Annotated in this window: 16 protein-coding genes; 15 read left to right on the plus strand and 1 reads right to left on the minus strand. The window is 66.7% G+C overall.

What is annotated here, in order from left to right:
- The first annotated feature begins 63 nt into the window (after window positions 1-63).
- The 5 genes from lepB (at window position 64) to recO (ending at window position 3,775) form a co-directional block, all read left to right on the plus strand.
- Window positions 64-864, plus strand: a complete 801-nt coding sequence (lepB, locus tag ACCQ10_RS06825; RefSeq protein ID WP_039406666.1) for a signal peptidase I — start codon at window positions 64-66, stop codon at window positions 862-864.
- Entirely contained in the window at window positions 865-1,272 is a 408-nt protein-coding gene (locus ACCQ10_RS06830; RefSeq protein WP_081419377.1) for a DUF4845 domain-containing protein, read from the plus strand.
- Window positions 1,262-1,942, plus strand: a complete 681-nt coding sequence (gene rnc, locus ACCQ10_RS06835) for a ribonuclease III (protein ID WP_039406713.1) — start codon at window positions 1,262-1,264, stop codon at window positions 1,940-1,942. Before ACCQ10_RS06830 ends, rnc begins: the two co-directional genes overlap by 11 nt.
- Window positions 1,939-2,835 carry a GTPase Era gene (gene era / locus ACCQ10_RS06840; protein WP_372362587.1) on the plus strand — a complete coding sequence of 299 codons (897 nt, stop codon included), beginning with the start codon at window positions 1,939-1,941 and terminating at the stop codon, window positions 2,833-2,835. The genes rnc and era overlap by 4 nt, the downstream gene beginning before the upstream one ends.
- A gap of 217 nt (window positions 2,836-3,052) precedes the next feature.
- A complete protein-coding gene (gene recO / locus ACCQ10_RS06845; protein WP_372362588.1) occupies window positions 3,053-3,775 on the plus strand; it encodes a DNA repair protein RecO in 723 nt (240 codons plus the stop codon).
- 137 nt (window positions 3,776-3,912) lie between these two features.
- On the opposite strand, the gene ACCQ10_RS06850 is transcribed toward recO, so the two are convergent.
- Window positions 3,913-4,635, minus strand: coding sequence for a response regulator (locus ACCQ10_RS06850; protein ID WP_039406654.1), 723 nt, complete (start codon window positions 4,633-4,635; stop codon window positions 3,913-3,915).
- 158 nt (window positions 4,636-4,793) lie between these two features.
- On the opposite strand from ACCQ10_RS06850, the gene rlmD reads away from it, so the two are divergent.
- The 10 genes from rlmD (at window position 4,794) to ACCQ10_RS06900 (ending at window position 14,662) form a co-directional block, all read left to right on the plus strand.
- Window positions 4,794-6,128, plus strand: coding sequence for a 23S rRNA (uracil(1939)-C(5))-methyltransferase RlmD (rlmD, locus tag ACCQ10_RS06855; RefSeq protein ID WP_372362589.1), 1,335 nt, complete (start codon window positions 4,794-4,796; stop codon window positions 6,126-6,128).
- A gap of 174 nt (window positions 6,129-6,302) precedes the next feature.
- Window positions 6,303-6,794: a CYTH domain-containing protein gene (locus ACCQ10_RS06860; protein ID WP_372362590.1), complete on the plus strand. Its 492-nt coding sequence runs from the start codon at window positions 6,303-6,305 to the stop codon at window positions 6,792-6,794.
- 168 nt (window positions 6,795-6,962) lie between these two features.
- Window positions 6,963-7,646: a DsbA family oxidoreductase gene (locus ACCQ10_RS06865; protein ID WP_123137393.1), complete on the plus strand. Its 684-nt coding sequence runs from the start codon at window positions 6,963-6,965 to the stop codon at window positions 7,644-7,646.
- Between the two features lie 15 nt (window positions 7,647-7,661).
- Window positions 7,662-8,696 carry an NAD(P)/FAD-dependent oxidoreductase gene (locus ACCQ10_RS06870; RefSeq protein ID WP_372362591.1) on the plus strand — a complete coding sequence of 345 codons (1,035 nt, stop codon included), beginning with the start codon at window positions 7,662-7,664 and terminating at the stop codon, window positions 8,694-8,696.
- Window positions 8,671-10,290 carry a cryptochrome/photolyase family protein gene (locus tag ACCQ10_RS06875; protein ID WP_372362592.1) on the plus strand — a complete coding sequence of 540 codons (1,620 nt, stop codon included), beginning with the start codon at window positions 8,671-8,673 and terminating at the stop codon, window positions 10,288-10,290. The genes ACCQ10_RS06870 and ACCQ10_RS06875 overlap by 26 nt, the downstream gene beginning before the upstream one ends.
- Window positions 10,291-10,469: 179 nt before the next feature.
- Complete coding sequence (gene nagZ / locus ACCQ10_RS06880) at window positions 10,470-11,471, plus strand: beta-N-acetylhexosaminidase (RefSeq protein ID WP_372362593.1); 1,002 nt, start codon at window positions 10,470-10,472, stop codon at window positions 11,469-11,471.
- Window positions 11,471-12,025: a hypoxanthine-guanine phosphoribosyltransferase gene (locus ACCQ10_RS06885; protein ID WP_039406636.1), complete on the plus strand. Its 555-nt coding sequence runs from the start codon at window positions 11,471-11,473 to the stop codon at window positions 12,023-12,025. Before nagZ ends, ACCQ10_RS06885 begins: the two co-directional genes overlap by 1 nt.
- A 224-nt stretch (window positions 12,026-12,249) precedes the next feature.
- Window positions 12,250-13,002 carry an S-methyl-5'-thioinosine phosphorylase gene (locus ACCQ10_RS06890; protein ID WP_184439947.1) on the plus strand — a complete coding sequence of 251 codons (753 nt, stop codon included), beginning with the start codon at window positions 12,250-12,252 and terminating at the stop codon, window positions 13,000-13,002.
- Between the two features lie 87 nt (window positions 13,003-13,089).
- Window positions 13,090-13,296 (plus strand): transcription antiterminator/RNA stability regulator CspE, encoded by a 207-nt coding sequence (cspE, locus tag ACCQ10_RS06895; RefSeq protein WP_003488188.1) that lies wholly within the window; start codon window positions 13,090-13,092, stop codon window positions 13,294-13,296.
- A gap of 94 nt (window positions 13,297-13,390) precedes the next feature.
- Window positions 13,391-14,662, plus strand: a complete 1,272-nt coding sequence (locus ACCQ10_RS06900) for an FAD-dependent oxidoreductase (RefSeq protein ID WP_372362594.1) — start codon at window positions 13,391-13,393, stop codon at window positions 14,660-14,662.
- Window positions 14,663-14,667: the final 5 nt, after the last annotated feature.

The following is a 14,667-nucleotide window of genomic DNA, read 5'->3' on the forward strand; positions in this document are numbered from 1 at the left end:
AGTGCTCCTGCTGTTCCGATTCCCCATTCTCGATTCTCGATTCCCTTTCCGAAAGGAACACCAATGAAATGGTTTGAAATCATCCTGGTTGTGCTGACGCTGGGCTCCGGCTTCATCTGGCTGCTGGACAAGCTGTTCCTGGCCAAGCGCCGCGCGGCACGCGCCGGGTTGCTGGACAGCGAGCCGGCGATCATCGATTACTCGCGCGCCTTCTTCCCGGTGCTGGCGGTGGTGTTGATCCTGCGCAGCTTCGTGGCCGAGCCGTACAAGATTCCGTCCAGCTCGATGATGCCCAACCTGCTGATCGGCGATTTCATCCTGGTCAACAAGTTTGCCTACGGCTTCCGTCTGCCGATCACCAATACCAAGTTCATCCCGACCGGCGAGCCCAAGCGTGGCGACGTGGTGGTGTTCAAGCCGCCGCATGCGCCGGACCAGAACTGGATCAAGCGCGTGGTCGGCCTGCCGGGCGACAAGATCGGCTTCCACGGCGATACGCTGTACATCAACGACAAGCCGATGCGCTATACGGTCAAGGGCGAGTACATCGGCAAGGGCAAGGGCGCCGAGATGACCGGCACCACGCTGCTGGTGGAGGACCTGCCGGGCCGCACGCATACCGTGCTGGAGTGGGTGGACCGCAACATGCCGGCCGGCCAGGGCGACTGGACGGTGCCGGCAGACAGCTATTTCGTGATGGGGGACAATCGCGACAACAGCGAAGACAGCCGGTTCTGGACCCAGACGCATTTCCTGCCGGAAGCCAATCTGCGCGGCAAGGCGTTTTTGATCTGGCTCAATTGCGAAGGATGGTTCTGCAAGGGGAGTTTCGATCCATCGCGGATCGGGACTGGAATCCAGTAAATGCACGCACGGCGTGCCGGGGGAAGCACAATGAAGCGCAAGCAAAGCGGTATGACGTTGACGTCGTTCGTGGTGGTGCTGGCGGTGGTCGGGTTCGGCCTGTACATCGGGATGAAGCTGTTTCCGATGTACCAGGAGTATTACTCGGTACGCACGGCGATGAAGGGTCTGGCCAAGGAGCCGGGCAGTGCCAACATGGACCCGTCCAAGCTGCAGGATCTGTTCTTTCGTCGCCTGTACATCAACTACTCGGAGAACGTCAAAAAGGAAGACGTCAAGTTCGAGCGTGTGGATGGCGGCTGGCGCATGAAGGTCAATTACGAAGTGCGTCGCGAGCTGATCGGCAATTTGGACATTGTCGGCAAGTTCGATACCTCGCAGGACATGACCGGACGTGGTGGCGAATAGAACCTTCCAGCGCGGCGATCCGATCGGGCACACCTTCGCCGATCCGGGTCTGCTCACCCAGGCGCTGCGCCATCGCAGTGCCGGGACGCCGCATAACGAGCGCCTGGAATTTCTTGGCGACGGCATCGTCAACCTGCTGATCGCCGAGGCGCTGTATCAGCGCTGGCCCAAGGCCGACGAAGGCGCATTGACGCGCGCGCGCGCCGAACTGGTGCGCGAAGGCGCCCTGGCCGTGATCGGGCGCACCCTGAATCTGGGCGAGCGGCTGACGCTTGGACCAGGCGAATTGAAGTCCGGCGGCCATCGCCGCGATTCGATCCTGGCCGACGCGGTCGAAGCGGTCGTGGCGGCAATCTATCTGGACTGTGGGTTCGAGCGTTGCCGCGCGGTGGTGCTGCCGTGGTTCGAAGCGTCGCTGGCGGCATTGCCGGTGGGCAAGGCAGAAAAAGACCCCAAGACCCGGTTGCAGGAATGGCTGCAGGCGCGCCAGCTGCCGCTGCCCAATTACGCGCTGATCAGCGAAACCGGCGACGAGCACGCCAAGCAGTTCCATGTCGCCTGCATCCTGGAGCAGCCGATTGCCCGTGCCGAAGGCCAGGGCACGTCGCGCCGTCTTGCCGAACAACAGGCGGCGGCTACCGTCATCGCACAACTGGATTCAAACACGTGAGCGAACCCTCTTCCCACCGTAGCGGCAGCGTTGCCGTGATCGGCCGGCCCAATGTCGGCAAATCCACCCTGACCAATGCCCTGGTGGGCGCCAAGGTCAGCATCGTCTCCAACCGCCCGCAGACCACGCGGCACCGCCTGCTCGGGATTGCCACCTTCCCGGAGGGGCAACTGGTGCTGGTCGACACGCCCGGATTGCACCGCGAGCAGAAGCGCGCGATGAACCGGGTGATGAACCGTGCCGCACGCGGCTCGCTCGAAGGTGTGGATGCCGCGGTGCTGGTGATCGAGGCCGGGCGGTGGGACGAGGAAGACACCCTGGCGTTCCGCGTGCTCAGCGACGCCGGCGTGCCGGTGGTGCTGGTGGTCAACAAGGTCGACCGGCTCAAGGACAAGACCGCGCTGTTCCCGTTCCTGGCGCAGGTCAGCGAGGGCCGCACGTTTGCCGCCGTGCACCCGGTCTCGGCGCTCAAGCGCAAGGGCCTGGACGCGCTGGTGAGCGACCTGCTCAAGCTGGTGCCCGAAGCCGGGGCGATGTTCGGCGAAGACGAAATCACCGACCGCAGCCAGCGCTTTCTGGCCGGCGAACTGGTGCGCGAGCAGCTGATGCGCCAGCTCGGCGAAGAATTGCCGTACGCCACCACCGTGGAAATCGAGCGCTTTGCCGAAGACGGTGCTCTGCTGCGCATCGGTGCGGTGATCTGGGTCGAGCGCGAAGGCCAGAAGGCGATCGTGATCGGCAAGGGCGGTACCCGCCTGAAGGAGATCGGCGGCAAGGCGCGTTTGCAGATGGAGCGCCTGTTCGGTGCCAAGGTGTTCCTGGAAACCTGGGTGCGCGTGCGCGAAGGCTGGTCGGATGACGAGGCGGCGCTGAAGGCGTTCGGCTACGAATGAAGCCGGGACCGGGGACCCGGGACCCGGGACCCGGGAAGAGCGCCGGACCGGTCATCCGGGGTAGGTGGAAAACCGCGATATGGGGCGTCTCCGGTCCTGCCAGCCTGGCGCGCGGATCTGGCGGCGGCGTGCATTTTCAGCGGCGTTGCAAGCGATTGCTTGTGCTGGCTTTTCCCGGGTCCCCGGTCCCGGGTCCCCAGTCCCGACCCTCCCCCCCATGCTGATCGAGCACGAGCACGGCTTCGTGCTGCATGTGCGTGCCTGGCGCGAGACCAGCCTGCTGGTGGAAGTGCTGACCGAGCAGCACGGGCGGGTTGGATTGCTGGCGCGGGGCGTGCAGGGGCCGCGCAAGCAGGCGCTGCGCGCGGCGCTGCAGCCGCTGCAACTGATCCAGTTCACCGCCGTGCAGCGCGGCGAACTTGCGCAGCTGCGCCAGGCCGAGGCGCTGGACACCGCGCCCCGTTTGGTCGGCGAGGCCATGTTGGCCGGCTTCTATATCAGCGAGCTGCTGCTGCGGCTTGCGCCGCGCAACGATGCGGTCCCCGAGCTCTACGCGTGCTATGCGCAGGCACGCGCGCATCTGGCGGCCGGGCTGCCGCTGGCCTGGGGACTGCGCCGGTTCGAGCGTGATGTGCTGGACGGGCTGGGGTTCGGCTTCGATCTGCAGCACGACAGCGAGGGGCAACCGATCGACCCGGCAGCGCGCTATCGACTCGATCCCCAGGAAGGCGCCATGCGGGTGCTGAGCGAGCGCCTGGCACAGGATCGGCGCGAGACCGTGACCGGTGCGGCCCTGCTGGCGCTGGGCCAAGACACGTTGCCGGCGACTGAGGATATGCCCGGACTGCGGCGCAGCATGCGCAGCGTGCTGCTGCATCATCTGAACGGACGTGGGCTCAAATCCTGGGAAATGCTCGAGGATCTGGCGCGACGCCGCTGATCGGGGCAGGGTGGGCATCGATGCACGATCTGGCCCGGCAAGCCTCTGCCATCGCGTTGCGTCTCCGATGTCGACCAGGCCAACGTCGCACTCCAGGCCCGCGCCCTGGGGTGCTCGCCACAAACGCAGGGCGCAGCTCAGTGCAGTAACGCCGCCACCGCCGCGTGGAACTGGGTCTGTGCGGCCCGCGATTGCGGGTCGCCGCGCAGCAGCCGCACCGCTCCGGCAAGCCGGGCGGCCCCGACGAAGCCGCAACTGGCCTGCAGCCGATGCAGGTGATTGCGCAGCGCCTGCTCATCGCTGACGTTCAACGCCGAGGTCACCGCATCCCGCGTGCCCGGCAGCTCCGCCAGGAACAATTCGCGCAAGGCGTTGAGATGATGCTGCTGACCGTTGAGGGCGCTCAGTGCCGCGGCCTCGTCCCAGTCGCTGGCCGCGATGTCCACCACGCCGACCGGCGCCACGCTGTAGCGGCCGCGCGCCAGGCCGCGGCGCACCGCCTGCAACAGGCGTTCGGTGCTCAACGGCTTGACCAGCATTTCCAGAAATCCATCGGACTGCAGGCCGCGCTGCATCGCCATGTTGCCGTCGGCGGTGTGCGCCAGCGCGGGGACGTCCGGATGCAGCAGGCGCAGCGCCCGCAGCAGCCCGCTTCCGGTGCCATCGGGAAGATTGACGTCGATCAGCCATAGGTCGTGGCGATGGCCGCGCGCGCGATCCAGCGCCGAGGACAATGAATCGGCGCAATCCACCTGGGCCGGAAGGCCCTCCAGCGCGGCCTGCAGGAAGCCACGGCTGATCGGGTCGTCTTCCACCAACAAGAGTCGTGGATGGGGTTCCTGACGTGTCGCCATATTCATGCTGCCTCCTTGTCAGCGATGCCGCGTCCTGTGCTGCCGCGCGCACATGCAGTTTGCCTGTGTTTGCGGGGCGCCACAATTGCCGCGCCAGGCGGCGCGGCCTCCGTCGATCGCATCTGCGACAATACGCACCCTTTTTGCCCGCAGCTCGTCGCCACGTGGCCAGAACCCGAAACCGTTTCGACCGTACTCCCTTCCAGACTGCCATCACCGACCTGAGCCATGACGGGCGCGGCGTTGCGCGTCGTGACGGCGAGGGCGGCAAGGTCACCTTCATCAGCGGCGCCCTGCCCGGTGAGCTGGTGCGTGCCGAACCCACCGCGCGTAGCCGCCATTTCGACGAGGCCAGGACAGTGGAGGTGCTGGAAGCCTCCCCGCAGCGCGTGACCCCGCGCTGCCCGCATTTCGGTGTCTGTGCCGGCTGCGTGTTGCAGCATCTCGAGGAGTCGCAGCAGATCGTGGCCAAGCAGCGGGTGCTGATGGACAATCTTGAACGCATCGGCCACGTCAGCCCGCAGACCGTGCTGCCTGCGCTCACCGGCGACAACTGGGGCTATCGCCGCAAGGGCCGTTTCTCAGTGCGCCGGGTGGAGAAGAAAGACAAGACCCTGGTCGGTTTCCGCGAGCTCGACCCACGTTTCGTGGCCGACCTGTCGGTCTGCTACACGGTGATCCCGCAGATCGGCGACAAGATCCCGCTGCTGGCTGCGCTGGTCGAGGGCATGGATGGCAAGCGCGATATTCCGCAGATCGAATTTATCGCCGGCGACGATGCGGTGGCCCTAACCATTCGCCACATGCAGCCGCTCAGCGAGCGCGACCAACAGGCCTGGGGGGCGTTCGCGCAGGAGCATGGCTTTGCGATCTTCCTGCAGCCCGGCGGCGTGGACAGTGTGCATCCGCTGTGGCCGCAAGAGGTGCCGCTGTCGTTTCGCCTGCCGCAGTGGGATGTGGAACTGGCCTTCCGTCCGCTGGATTTCATCCAGGTCAACGCCTCGCTCAATCAGAAGATGATCGCGCACGCGCTAGCACTGCTCGATGCCAGGCCCGATGACCGTGTGCTCGATCTGTTTTGTGGGTTGGGCAACTTCACCCTGCCGCTGGCGCGCACCGTGCGCGAGGTGGTCGGGGTGGAAGGCGATGCCGGGCTGGTCGCGCGCGCCAAGGACAATGCCCAGCGCAACGGCTTGCACAATGCGCAGTTCCATGCGGCAGACCTGACCCAGGACCAGCGCAGTGCGTCCTGGATGCGCCAGGGCTTCGACAAGCTGCTGCTGGACCCGCCGCGCTCCGGTGCGCTGGAAGTGCTGCAGCAATTGCCGCTGAAGAAGTTCGAACGCATCGTCTATGTCAGCTGCCACCCGGGCTCGCTGGCGCGCGACGCCGGTTATCTGGTCAACGAGCAAGGCTTCACGCTGGTGTCGGCCGGTGCGATGGACATGTTCCCGCATACCGCCCATGTGGAGAGCATTGCGGTGTTCGAGAAGCGGTGATTGGGGATTGGGCATTGGGGATTCGCAACGGCGGGTCGTGATGTGTCCTTTCGCTAATCGCTTACCCAAGCGTCAGATCGAAGCATTGCCCCTGGTACTGCGGGGTCTTGGCAAGAGCCCCACAGGCACGCAGTGCGTTGCTTTAACCAATCCCCAATTCCAATCCCGAATCCCATGCCTCTAGAAATCGAACGCAAGTTTCTTGTCTCCGGCGATGGGTGGCGTGCTGCCGCGCATGCGGTGATCCCGATGGCGCAGGGCTACGTCAATGACCAGGCGGCGTTGCGTAGCGGGGCGCAGAATGCGTCGGTGCGTGTGCGTGTGCAGGGCGAGGGCGCGTTCTTGAATCTCAAGTCGCGTGAGGTGGGGCATACCCGCCAGGAGTTCGAGTACCCGATTCCCCTCGCCGATGCGCGCGCGCTGCTGGACCTGTGCGTGGGCGGGCTGATCGACAAGCGCCGGCATCTGGTCGAGTACCAGGGCCATGTGTGGGAAGTGGACGAATTTCTCGGCGACAACGCCGGGCTGGTGGTGGCCGAGATCGAGCTCGCCAGCGCCGACGAAGCCTTTGCCAGGCCTGAGTGGATCGGTGCGGAAGTGACCGACGACACGCGGTACTACAATCTGGCGCTGGCATCGCATCCGTTTTCGCGCTGGGCCGGGTGATTCAGGAGCGGGGATTCGGGAGTCGGGAGTCGGGATTCGCAAGGGCAGAGTGCGGCGCCGCGCTGATCGATGCTTTCCGGGCATTGCCCTCACTCGTTTCTAATTTCCGCCGCAGCGATTGGGCTTATGCTCTGCGAATCCCAAATGCCCAATCCCAAATCCCCGCTCATGCGCATCGATATCTGGTCCGACGTGGTCTGCCCCTGGTGCTGGATCGGCAAGCGCCGGTTTGAACAGGCCGTCGCAGCGCTGGGCGCAAGGGCGCCGGTGCTGGACATCCATTACCACGCCTTCGAGTTGGATCCGGACGCTGGCGCCGAGCCGGTACCGTTGCGCGATGCGCTGGCGCGCAAGTTCGGCGGGGTCGAGCGCGTCGAGCAGATGCTGGCGCAGACCCAGGCGACCGCGCGTGCGGAGGGCCTGCCGTTCGACTTCGGGCGCGGCCAGGTGCAGGTGAGTACGCTGCGTGCGCATCGGCTGTTGTGGTTGGCCACGCACGAAGGCGATGTCGGTGCGGTGATGGAAGCGCTGTTTCATGCGCACTTTGCCGAAGGCCGCAACGTGGCGGCGACCGAGACCTTGCTGCGTGCCGGTGAGGCCGGCGGTCTTGCCGCCGCGCGCGTGCAGGCGATGCTCGACTCCGACGAAGGCACCGTCGAGGTCCAGGCGCAGCTAGCGCAGGCCCGTGCGCTGGGCATTCGCGCGGTGCCCAGTTTCGTGATCGACGGGCGCAGCCTGATCCAGGGCGCGCAGCCAGCCGAGAGCTTTGCGCAGGCCTTGTTGCAGTTGGCCGCCGAGTCGGTGCCGGTCGGCGGCCCCGACGCCTGCGGGCCGGATGGCTGCCCGGTCTGATCGACCGATTGCGCGATGCCTCTGCCAGCCACTGACCAGACAGCCGGTCCGCACCGTCCGCTCACGATTGCAGTGATCGGCGCCGGCCTGGCCGGCCTTGCCTGCGCCGACGCCCTGCACGCTGCCGGCCATGCGGTCACGGTGTACGAGCAGGGCGACGCACCCGGCGGGCGCATGCGTGGCCACGCCGGCAACCGCTGGCAATGCGATACCGGGGCACAGTATTTCACCGCACGCGATCCGGCGTTTGCGGCGGTGGTCGACGCCTGGATTGGCGCTGGTGTTGCCGCGCGCTGGCCGGTGCGCATCGCAAGCTGGGATGGCGCAGAGCGGCGCCTGTCGCAGAGCGCGCTGACGCGTTTTGTCGGCGTGCCGGACATGGCCGCCCCGGCGCGCGCACTTGCGGCGGGCCTGGATGTGCGCATGCACGCGAAGCTGCGCACGCTGCAACGCAGCGGGCAGGGCTGGGCGGTGGATGTGCAGGACGGCGCTGCGCCGCACGGTGTCGATACGCTGCTGCTCGCGCTTCCGGCGCCCGGCGCGGCGCTCTGGCTGGCCGAGATTGCGCCCGCGCTGTGCGAGATCGCCCGCAGTGCGCGGATGCAGCCTGCGTGGGCGCTGGTGCTGCGCTTCGATGCACGCATCGATCCGGGCTATGACGCGTTGTTCGTCAATACCGGGCCATTGCGCTGGGCCGCGCGCGATTCCAGCAAACCGGGGCGAGGCGGCCCGGAGACCTGGCTGCTGCACGCCACTGCCGAGTGGAGCCGGGCCCATCGCGATGCATCGCCTGCCGAGGTCATCGCGCACCTGTTGCCGGAATTGGCGGCGTTTGGCCTGCCGCTGCCGCACGCCTGCGATGCGTTTGGATGGACGGTCGCAAGTACCGAGCCGCCACTGCAGCTTGGCTGCGTGTGGGACGCACAAGGTGGCATCGGCATCTGCGGTGACTGGTTGGCCGGCGGCAAGGTCGAAGGCGCCTGGCAAAGCGGAACTGCGCTGGCGCAGCAGGTTTGTGCGGGTCATGCTGCCGACCGTGCCGACGCGTGAGTCGGGGCTGCGTCTGCGCAGCAACGAGACCCCGGCCTCTGCCGACAGCACCGCACAGGCGCCCGCACATACGCTGCGGCTGATCCTGGGCGATCAGCTCAACCCGCAGCACAGCTGGTTCGCGACCCGCGACCCCGGTGTGGTCTACGTGCTGATGGAAGTGCGCGAGGAAACCGACTACGTGCTGCATCACGCGCAGAAGATCCTGGCGATCTTCGCAGCGATGCGCGCGTTTGCCGCCGGGCTGCGGCAAGCCGGGCATCGGGTGCGCCATGTCGCGATCGACAACCCCAGTAATCGGCAGTCCATCCCTGCCAATCTCGATGCGCTGATGGCGCACTACCGCGCCCGCCAGCTGGACTACCAGGCGCCGGACGAGTGGCGGCTGGATCAAGCGCTGCGGCAATGGAGTGCAGGCCGTGCGTTTGCCACGCGCATGGTCGACAGCGAGCATTTCTTGACCACGCGCAAGGAGGTCGCTGCATGCTTTGGTGCGGGCAGCCAGTGGCGTATGGAAGTGTTTTACCGCTACATGCGCCGCCGCCACCGCATCCTGCTCGACGCGGCCGGAGAGCCGCAGGGCGGGCGCTGGAATTTCGATCACGACAACCGCGCGCCGTGGCCGGGCGATCCGCCCGCGCCGCAGGACTGGCGTACAGCGCACGACCACCGCGCGCTGTGGCGCAGCATCGAAGCTGCCGGTGTGCGCAGTTTCGGAGCGCCCAGCGCCGAGGCATTGCCCTGGCCACTGGATCGCAACGAAGCGCTGCAGCAGCTGGATGCCTTTATCGCGCAGGCGTTACCGGACTTCGGCCGCTACGAAGATGCGATGAGTACCCGCAGCCCGCGGCTGTTCCACTCGCTGCTGTCGTTCGCGCTCAACGTCAAGATGCTGCACCCGGCCGAGGTGATTGCGCGCGCCGAGGCGGCATGGCATCACGGGCAGGCACCCCTGGCATCGGTGGAAGGCTTCATCCGCCAGATCCTGGGCTGGCGCGAATACGTGCGCGGTGTGTACTGGTCGCAGATGCCCGAGTACGCCCACACCAATCGCCTGGATCAGCATGCGCCGCTGCCGCACTGGTTCTGGGATGGACAGGTCGGCATGCGCTGCCTGGCCGATGCGGTCGGCAACTCGCTGGCTAATGCGCACGCGCACCACATCCAGCGGCTGATGGTGATCGGCAATTTTGCGCTGCTGGCGGGGCTGGACCCGCAAGCGCTGCATCGCTGGTATCTGGGCGTGTATATCGATGCGTTCGAATGGGTGGAGCTGCCCAATACGGTGGGCATGAGCCAGTTTGCCGATGGCGGCCTGCTCGGCAGCAAGCCCTACATCAGTGGCGCGGCCTACATCGACCGCATGAGCGATTACTGCGCCGGGTGCGGGTATCAGCGCAAGGCACGTACCGGCCCCAAGGCCTGCCCGTACAACGCGTTGTACTGGGATTTCCTTGCGCGGCAGCGCCCGCTGCTGGACGGCAACGAGCGTCTGGCGATGCCGTACCGGCAGCTCGATGGCATGGCACCCGAGGTGCTGGAGGGCATCCAGGCCCAGGCCGCGCATTGGCGGGCACACCTGGACGTGCTCTGAAGCCGTTGCGGGGGCGGGCCAGGGGGCGGTCGCCGGGCGCTCTGCACCTGCGCTCAACGCGCGTCCCGGCCAGCCTGCCGATCCAACGCCCGCCTGAATGCGCGATCTGACGCTGCAACGCGCATCTGCGACAATGCCGCGCTGCGCCCTCGTGGCGCCTGGCCCGGGAGTCCCCCAACATGCTTCTGATCGGCGTTGCCGGTACCGAACTCAGCGCACAGGAACGCGACTGGCTGCAGCACGATGCGGTTGCCGGCGTGGTGCTGTTCACGCGCAACTTCGCCTCGCGCACGCAGGTGGCCGAGTTGTCGGCGTCCATCCGCGCCGCCGCGCCGCGTCCGGTGTTGATCTGCGTGGACCAGGAGGGCGGACGCGTGCAGCGGTTTCGCGGAGGCTTCAGCGCGCTGGCGCCGTTGCAAAGCTTCGGTGCGCAGTACGCGCAGGACCCCGAGGCTGCGCTGGCCGCCGCCCGCGCGCACGCGCAGCTGATGGCCAGCGAGGTCCGCGCCAGCGGCGTTGACCTGAGCTTCGCGCCCGTGGTGGACCTGGGCCGCGGCAATCGCGCCATCGGCGATCGCGCCTTCAGCGACGACCCGCAGATCGTGGCCGCCTTCACGCGCGCCTATGTGCAGGCGCTGCACGGCGCCGGCATGGCCGCCACGCTCAAGCATTTCCCCGGCCACGGCACGGTGCTGGAAGACACCCACGTCGACCACGCCAGCGACCCGCGACCGCTCGAAGTGCTGCAGGCGGAAGACCTGGTGCCGTTCGTGGCCGGGATCGAGGCGGGCGCCGACGCGGTGATGATGGCGCATGTGGTCTACCCGCAGGTCGCCCCGGAGCCAGCTGGTTATTCGCAGCGCTGGATCGAACAGATCTTGCGCGGGCAGATGGGCTTCCGCGGCGTGGTTTTTTCCGACGACATCGGCATGGCCGCCTCGTTCAGTGCCGGCGGCGTGGCGGGCCGGGTGCATGCGCATCTGGATGCCGGCTGCGACGTGGTGCTGGTCTGCCACCCGGAGCTGGTCGACGAATCGCTGCAGGCCGTGCAGGGCCGCAGCCTCAATACTGCAGCCCTGATCGGGCTGATCGGTCGTGGCGCGCTTGGCTGGGATGGCCTGCTGGCCGGCACCGACGCTTCCTTCAACACTCCTTCTGCCTCTTTCGGAACAATTGCCTGATGTCCACGCTCACCATTTCCCAGGCCCTGGCCCAAGCCGATCTGCTGGTCGACCGTCCGGCCATCGATGCCGCCGTGTCCACCATTGCCGACGCCATCGCGCGCGACTACGCCGGTGAAGTGCCGGTGTATCTCACCATCATGCACGGCGCGCTGCCGTTCTCCGGCCAGCTGGCGCTGGAACTCGGCGCACGTGGCCAGGACCTGCAGTTCGATTACCTGCATGCCACCCGCTACCGCGGCGAAACCGTTGGCGGCGAGCTGGTGTGGAAGCATCGTCCGGCCACCGCACTGTTCGGCCGCCGGGTGATCCTGGTCGACGACATCCTCGACGAGGGCTACACCCTGCAGGGCGTGCGCCAGTGGTGCCTGGAGCAGGGCGCCACCGACGTGCGCGTGGCGGTGCTGACCGTGAAGCGGCACGACCGCTGCGTGCCCGGCGTCACCGCCGACTACGTGGGAGTGGAAGTGGCAGACCGCTACGTGTTCGGTTTCGGCATGGACGTCAACGAGCAGCTGCGTGGCATTCCTGCCATCTACGCGATGAAGCAGTAATCCACGCGGCGTGGCCGGGCGTGTCGGCTGCGCTCGGGGCTCGAAGTAGCGCGCGGACGCGGCGCAGCGCCGCGCGCCGTGCCTGGGGACGCGGAGATCGCAGTCCTGCATGTTCACTATCGACACCGACAGCCTTGTCGGCGTCGTTCGTATTGGCCCGCCACTGCGCGGGCAACCTGGCGCGCGCCGCGCGCATCCACGTCCGTTCGTAGCAGAGGTCGCCCATGTCCCCCAATTCCATCGCCCTGGCCGTCATCGGCGGCACCGGTGTCTACAAGCTCGCGCAGCTCGACGACGTGCAGACGCATGAGCTCGACACCCCATATGGCGTACCGTCCGGGCCGATCCGTGTCGGCATGTTGCTCGGCCATCGCGTGGCGTTCCTGGCCCGGCACGGCGAGGGGCATTCGTTGCCGCCGCACAAGGTCAACTACCGCGCAAACATCGCTGCGCTGCAGCAAATCGGTGCCTCGCGCGTGCTTGCGCTCAACACGGTGGGCGGAATCACTGACCAGTTCGGGCCGCGCGTGCTGGCGTGCCCCGACCAACTGATCGACTACACCTGGGGCCGCATTTCCACCTTCTGCGAAGAGCCCGGCAGCGAGGTGCAGCATGTGGATTTCGGCCACCCGTATTCGCCCATGTTTCGCAGCAAGGTGATTGCCGCCGCCAAGGTGACCGGCGTCACGCTGGTGGCCGGTGGGTGCTATGGCGCGACGCAAGGACCACGGCTGGAAACGATTGCAGAGATCGCACGCATGCGCCGCGACGGTTGCGATCTGGTCGGCATGACCGGCATGCCCGAAGCGGGGTTGGCGCGCGAAAAAGGCCTGGAATATGCGTGTCTGGCGATCGTGGCCAACTGGGCGGCCGGCTGCGGCGACGCGCAGGAGATCACCATGGCCGACGTATTGGCCAACGTGGATGCCGCCTCGTCCGGCCTGCCGGAGCTGATTGGCGAACTTGCACGCGGGTGATTGTCATTGGGGAATAAGCTTTGCATACTCGGCGCGTACGCACCGCCGTACACCACCCATTAATTATTGCAAAGGTCTCGCATCACCATGCCGAACGGTACCGTCAAGTGGTTCAACGACGCCAAGGGATTTGGCTTCATCTCACCGGAGGACGGCAGCGCCGATGTCTTCGCGCACTTCTCCGCGATCAATTCCAAGGGCTTCCGCAGCCTGCAGGAAGGCCAGCGCGTCAGTTATGACGTGACCCAGGGCCCCAAGGGTGCCCAGGCTTCGAACATCACGCCGGTCGAGTAATCTGACTCGATTGTGCGGTTGAAGAACCCCGCCACGGCGGGGTTTTTTTTGCGCCGTTGTGCGTGGGCAGCAATAACGAAACAGAGCAGGGACGATGCAACGAACATTACGGATTGCGGTGGTTGGCTACGGAACGGCAGGGCAGGCGCTGGCAGTGTTGCTGGGGGCCGATGGGCATCAACTGGAGGTATTCGAGCGCGCCGCCGCGCCCGGGCCGGTGGGTGCAGGCTTCTTGCTGCAGCCCAGTGGCCTGCAGGTGCTCTGGAACATGGGCTTGCTGCCGCAGGCGCTTGCGCATGGCGCACCGGTGCGCCGCTTGTACGGCGACACGCCCTGCGGACGCGCAGTGATGGACATGCAGTACCGTGATCTGGATGCGCGCCTGATGGGTGTGGGCATGCAGCGCGGCGCCTTGTTTACGCTGCTGCGCGAGGCCTGGCCGCAGCACGCGCAACTGCATGTGGATACGCAGATCACCGCCATCGACCACGACGGCGTGCGCGTGCAGGATCAACGCGGGCAATGGCACGGCCCTTTCGATCTGATCATCGCCGCCGATGGCTCGGCCTCCACCTTGCGCGCGCAGGCGCAGGGAACCCGGCTGGATCGGGTGTATCCATGGGGCGCGCTGTGGTGTCTGTTGCCGCGCGAGGACTGGCCGTTCGTGGACGAATTGCGCCAACGCTATATCGGCGCGCGCAAGATGATCGGCCTGCTGCCGGTGGGCACGCGTCCGGGCGACGACACCCCGCGACTGAGTTTTTTCTGGAGCCTGCCGTGCAGCGATTTCGTTGCCTGGGAACAACGCGGCATTGCCGCCTGGCGCGATGAGGTGGCGCAGATGTGGCCGGAAGCGCACGCGCGGCTTGCCACGGTGCAGGTGCATGGCGCACTGGCGCGGGCGAGCTATCGCGACGCGGTGGTGTCGCGCTGGCATCGCGGACGCTTCGTGCTTGCCGGCGATGCGGCGCATGCGATGAGCCCGCAGCTCGGGCAGGGCGTGAACATGGCCCTGCTCGACGCGCTGGCCATGCGCGATGCATTGCGTACGGGCAGCGATCTGGACGAGGCGTTGCAGCGGTATCAACGCGAACGCCAGGCGCATGTGGCGATCTATCACCGCTGGAGCCGCTGGCTGACGCCGTTGTTCCAGTCAGAACGCGACCTCTGGGCACAGGGCCGCGATCTGCTGCTGCGCCCGATGGGACGTGTGCCGGGCGGGCGCGGGCACATGCTGCGCGTGCTCAGCGGCACCCAGCATGGCTGGTTCGGCAAGTTGGCGTTGGCGCCGGAATTCGTCGAGGCCTTATCGCAACCAGTGGCGCATGCGGCCGACGACACGGCGGAAGTGGCCGCAGCGTCGTAGCGTCG

The sequence above is a fragment of the Xanthomonas sp. NCPPB 1325 genome, assembly GCF_041477645.2.
Classification (GTDB): Bacteria; Pseudomonadota; Gammaproteobacteria; order Xanthomonadales; family Xanthomonadaceae; genus Xanthomonas; species Xanthomonas cannabis.

Bases quoted from the DNA above. Each gene is read 5' to 3' on its own strand.
- lepB (WP_039406666.1), top strand. From the start codon at position 64: ATGAAATGGTTTGAAATCATCCTGGTTGTGCTGACGCTGGGCTCCGGC.
- ACCQ10_RS06830 (WP_081419377.1), top strand. From the start codon at position 865: ATGCACGCACGGCGTGCCGGGGGAAGCACAATGAAGCGCAAGCAAAGC.
- recO (WP_372362588.1), top strand. From the start codon at position 3,053: ATGCTGATCGAGCACGAGCACGGCTTCGTGCTGCATGTGCGTGCCTGG.
- ACCQ10_RS06850 (WP_039406654.1), bottom strand. From the start codon at position 4,635: ATGAATATGGCGACACGTCAGGAACCCCATCCACGACTCTTGTTGGTG.
- ACCQ10_RS06860 (WP_372362590.1), top strand. From the start codon at position 6,303: ATGCCTCTAGAAATCGAACGCAAGTTTCTTGTCTCCGGCGATGGGTGG.
- ACCQ10_RS06865 (WP_123137393.1), top strand. From the start codon at position 6,963: ATGCGCATCGATATCTGGTCCGACGTGGTCTGCCCCTGGTGCTGGATC.
- ACCQ10_RS06870 (WP_372362591.1), top strand. From the start codon at position 7,662: ATGCCTCTGCCAGCCACTGACCAGACAGCCGGTCCGCACCGTCCGCTC.
- ACCQ10_RS06875 (WP_372362592.1), top strand. From the start codon at position 8,671: ATGCTGCCGACCGTGCCGACGCGTGAGTCGGGGCTGCGTCTGCGCAGC.
- nagZ (WP_372362593.1), top strand. From the start codon at position 10,470: ATGCTTCTGATCGGCGTTGCCGGTACCGAACTCAGCGCACAGGAACGC.
- ACCQ10_RS06885 (WP_039406636.1), top strand. From the start codon at position 11,471: ATGTCCACGCTCACCATTTCCCAGGCCCTGGCCCAAGCCGATCTGCTG.
- ACCQ10_RS06890 (WP_184439947.1), top strand. From the start codon at position 12,250: ATGTCCCCCAATTCCATCGCCCTGGCCGTCATCGGCGGCACCGGTGTC.
- cspE (WP_003488188.1), top strand. From the start codon at position 13,090: ATGCCGAACGGTACCGTCAAGTGGTTCAACGACGCCAAGGGATTTGGC.
- ACCQ10_RS06900 (WP_372362594.1), top strand. From the start codon at position 13,391: ATGCAACGAACATTACGGATTGCGGTGGTTGGCTACGGAACGGCAGGG.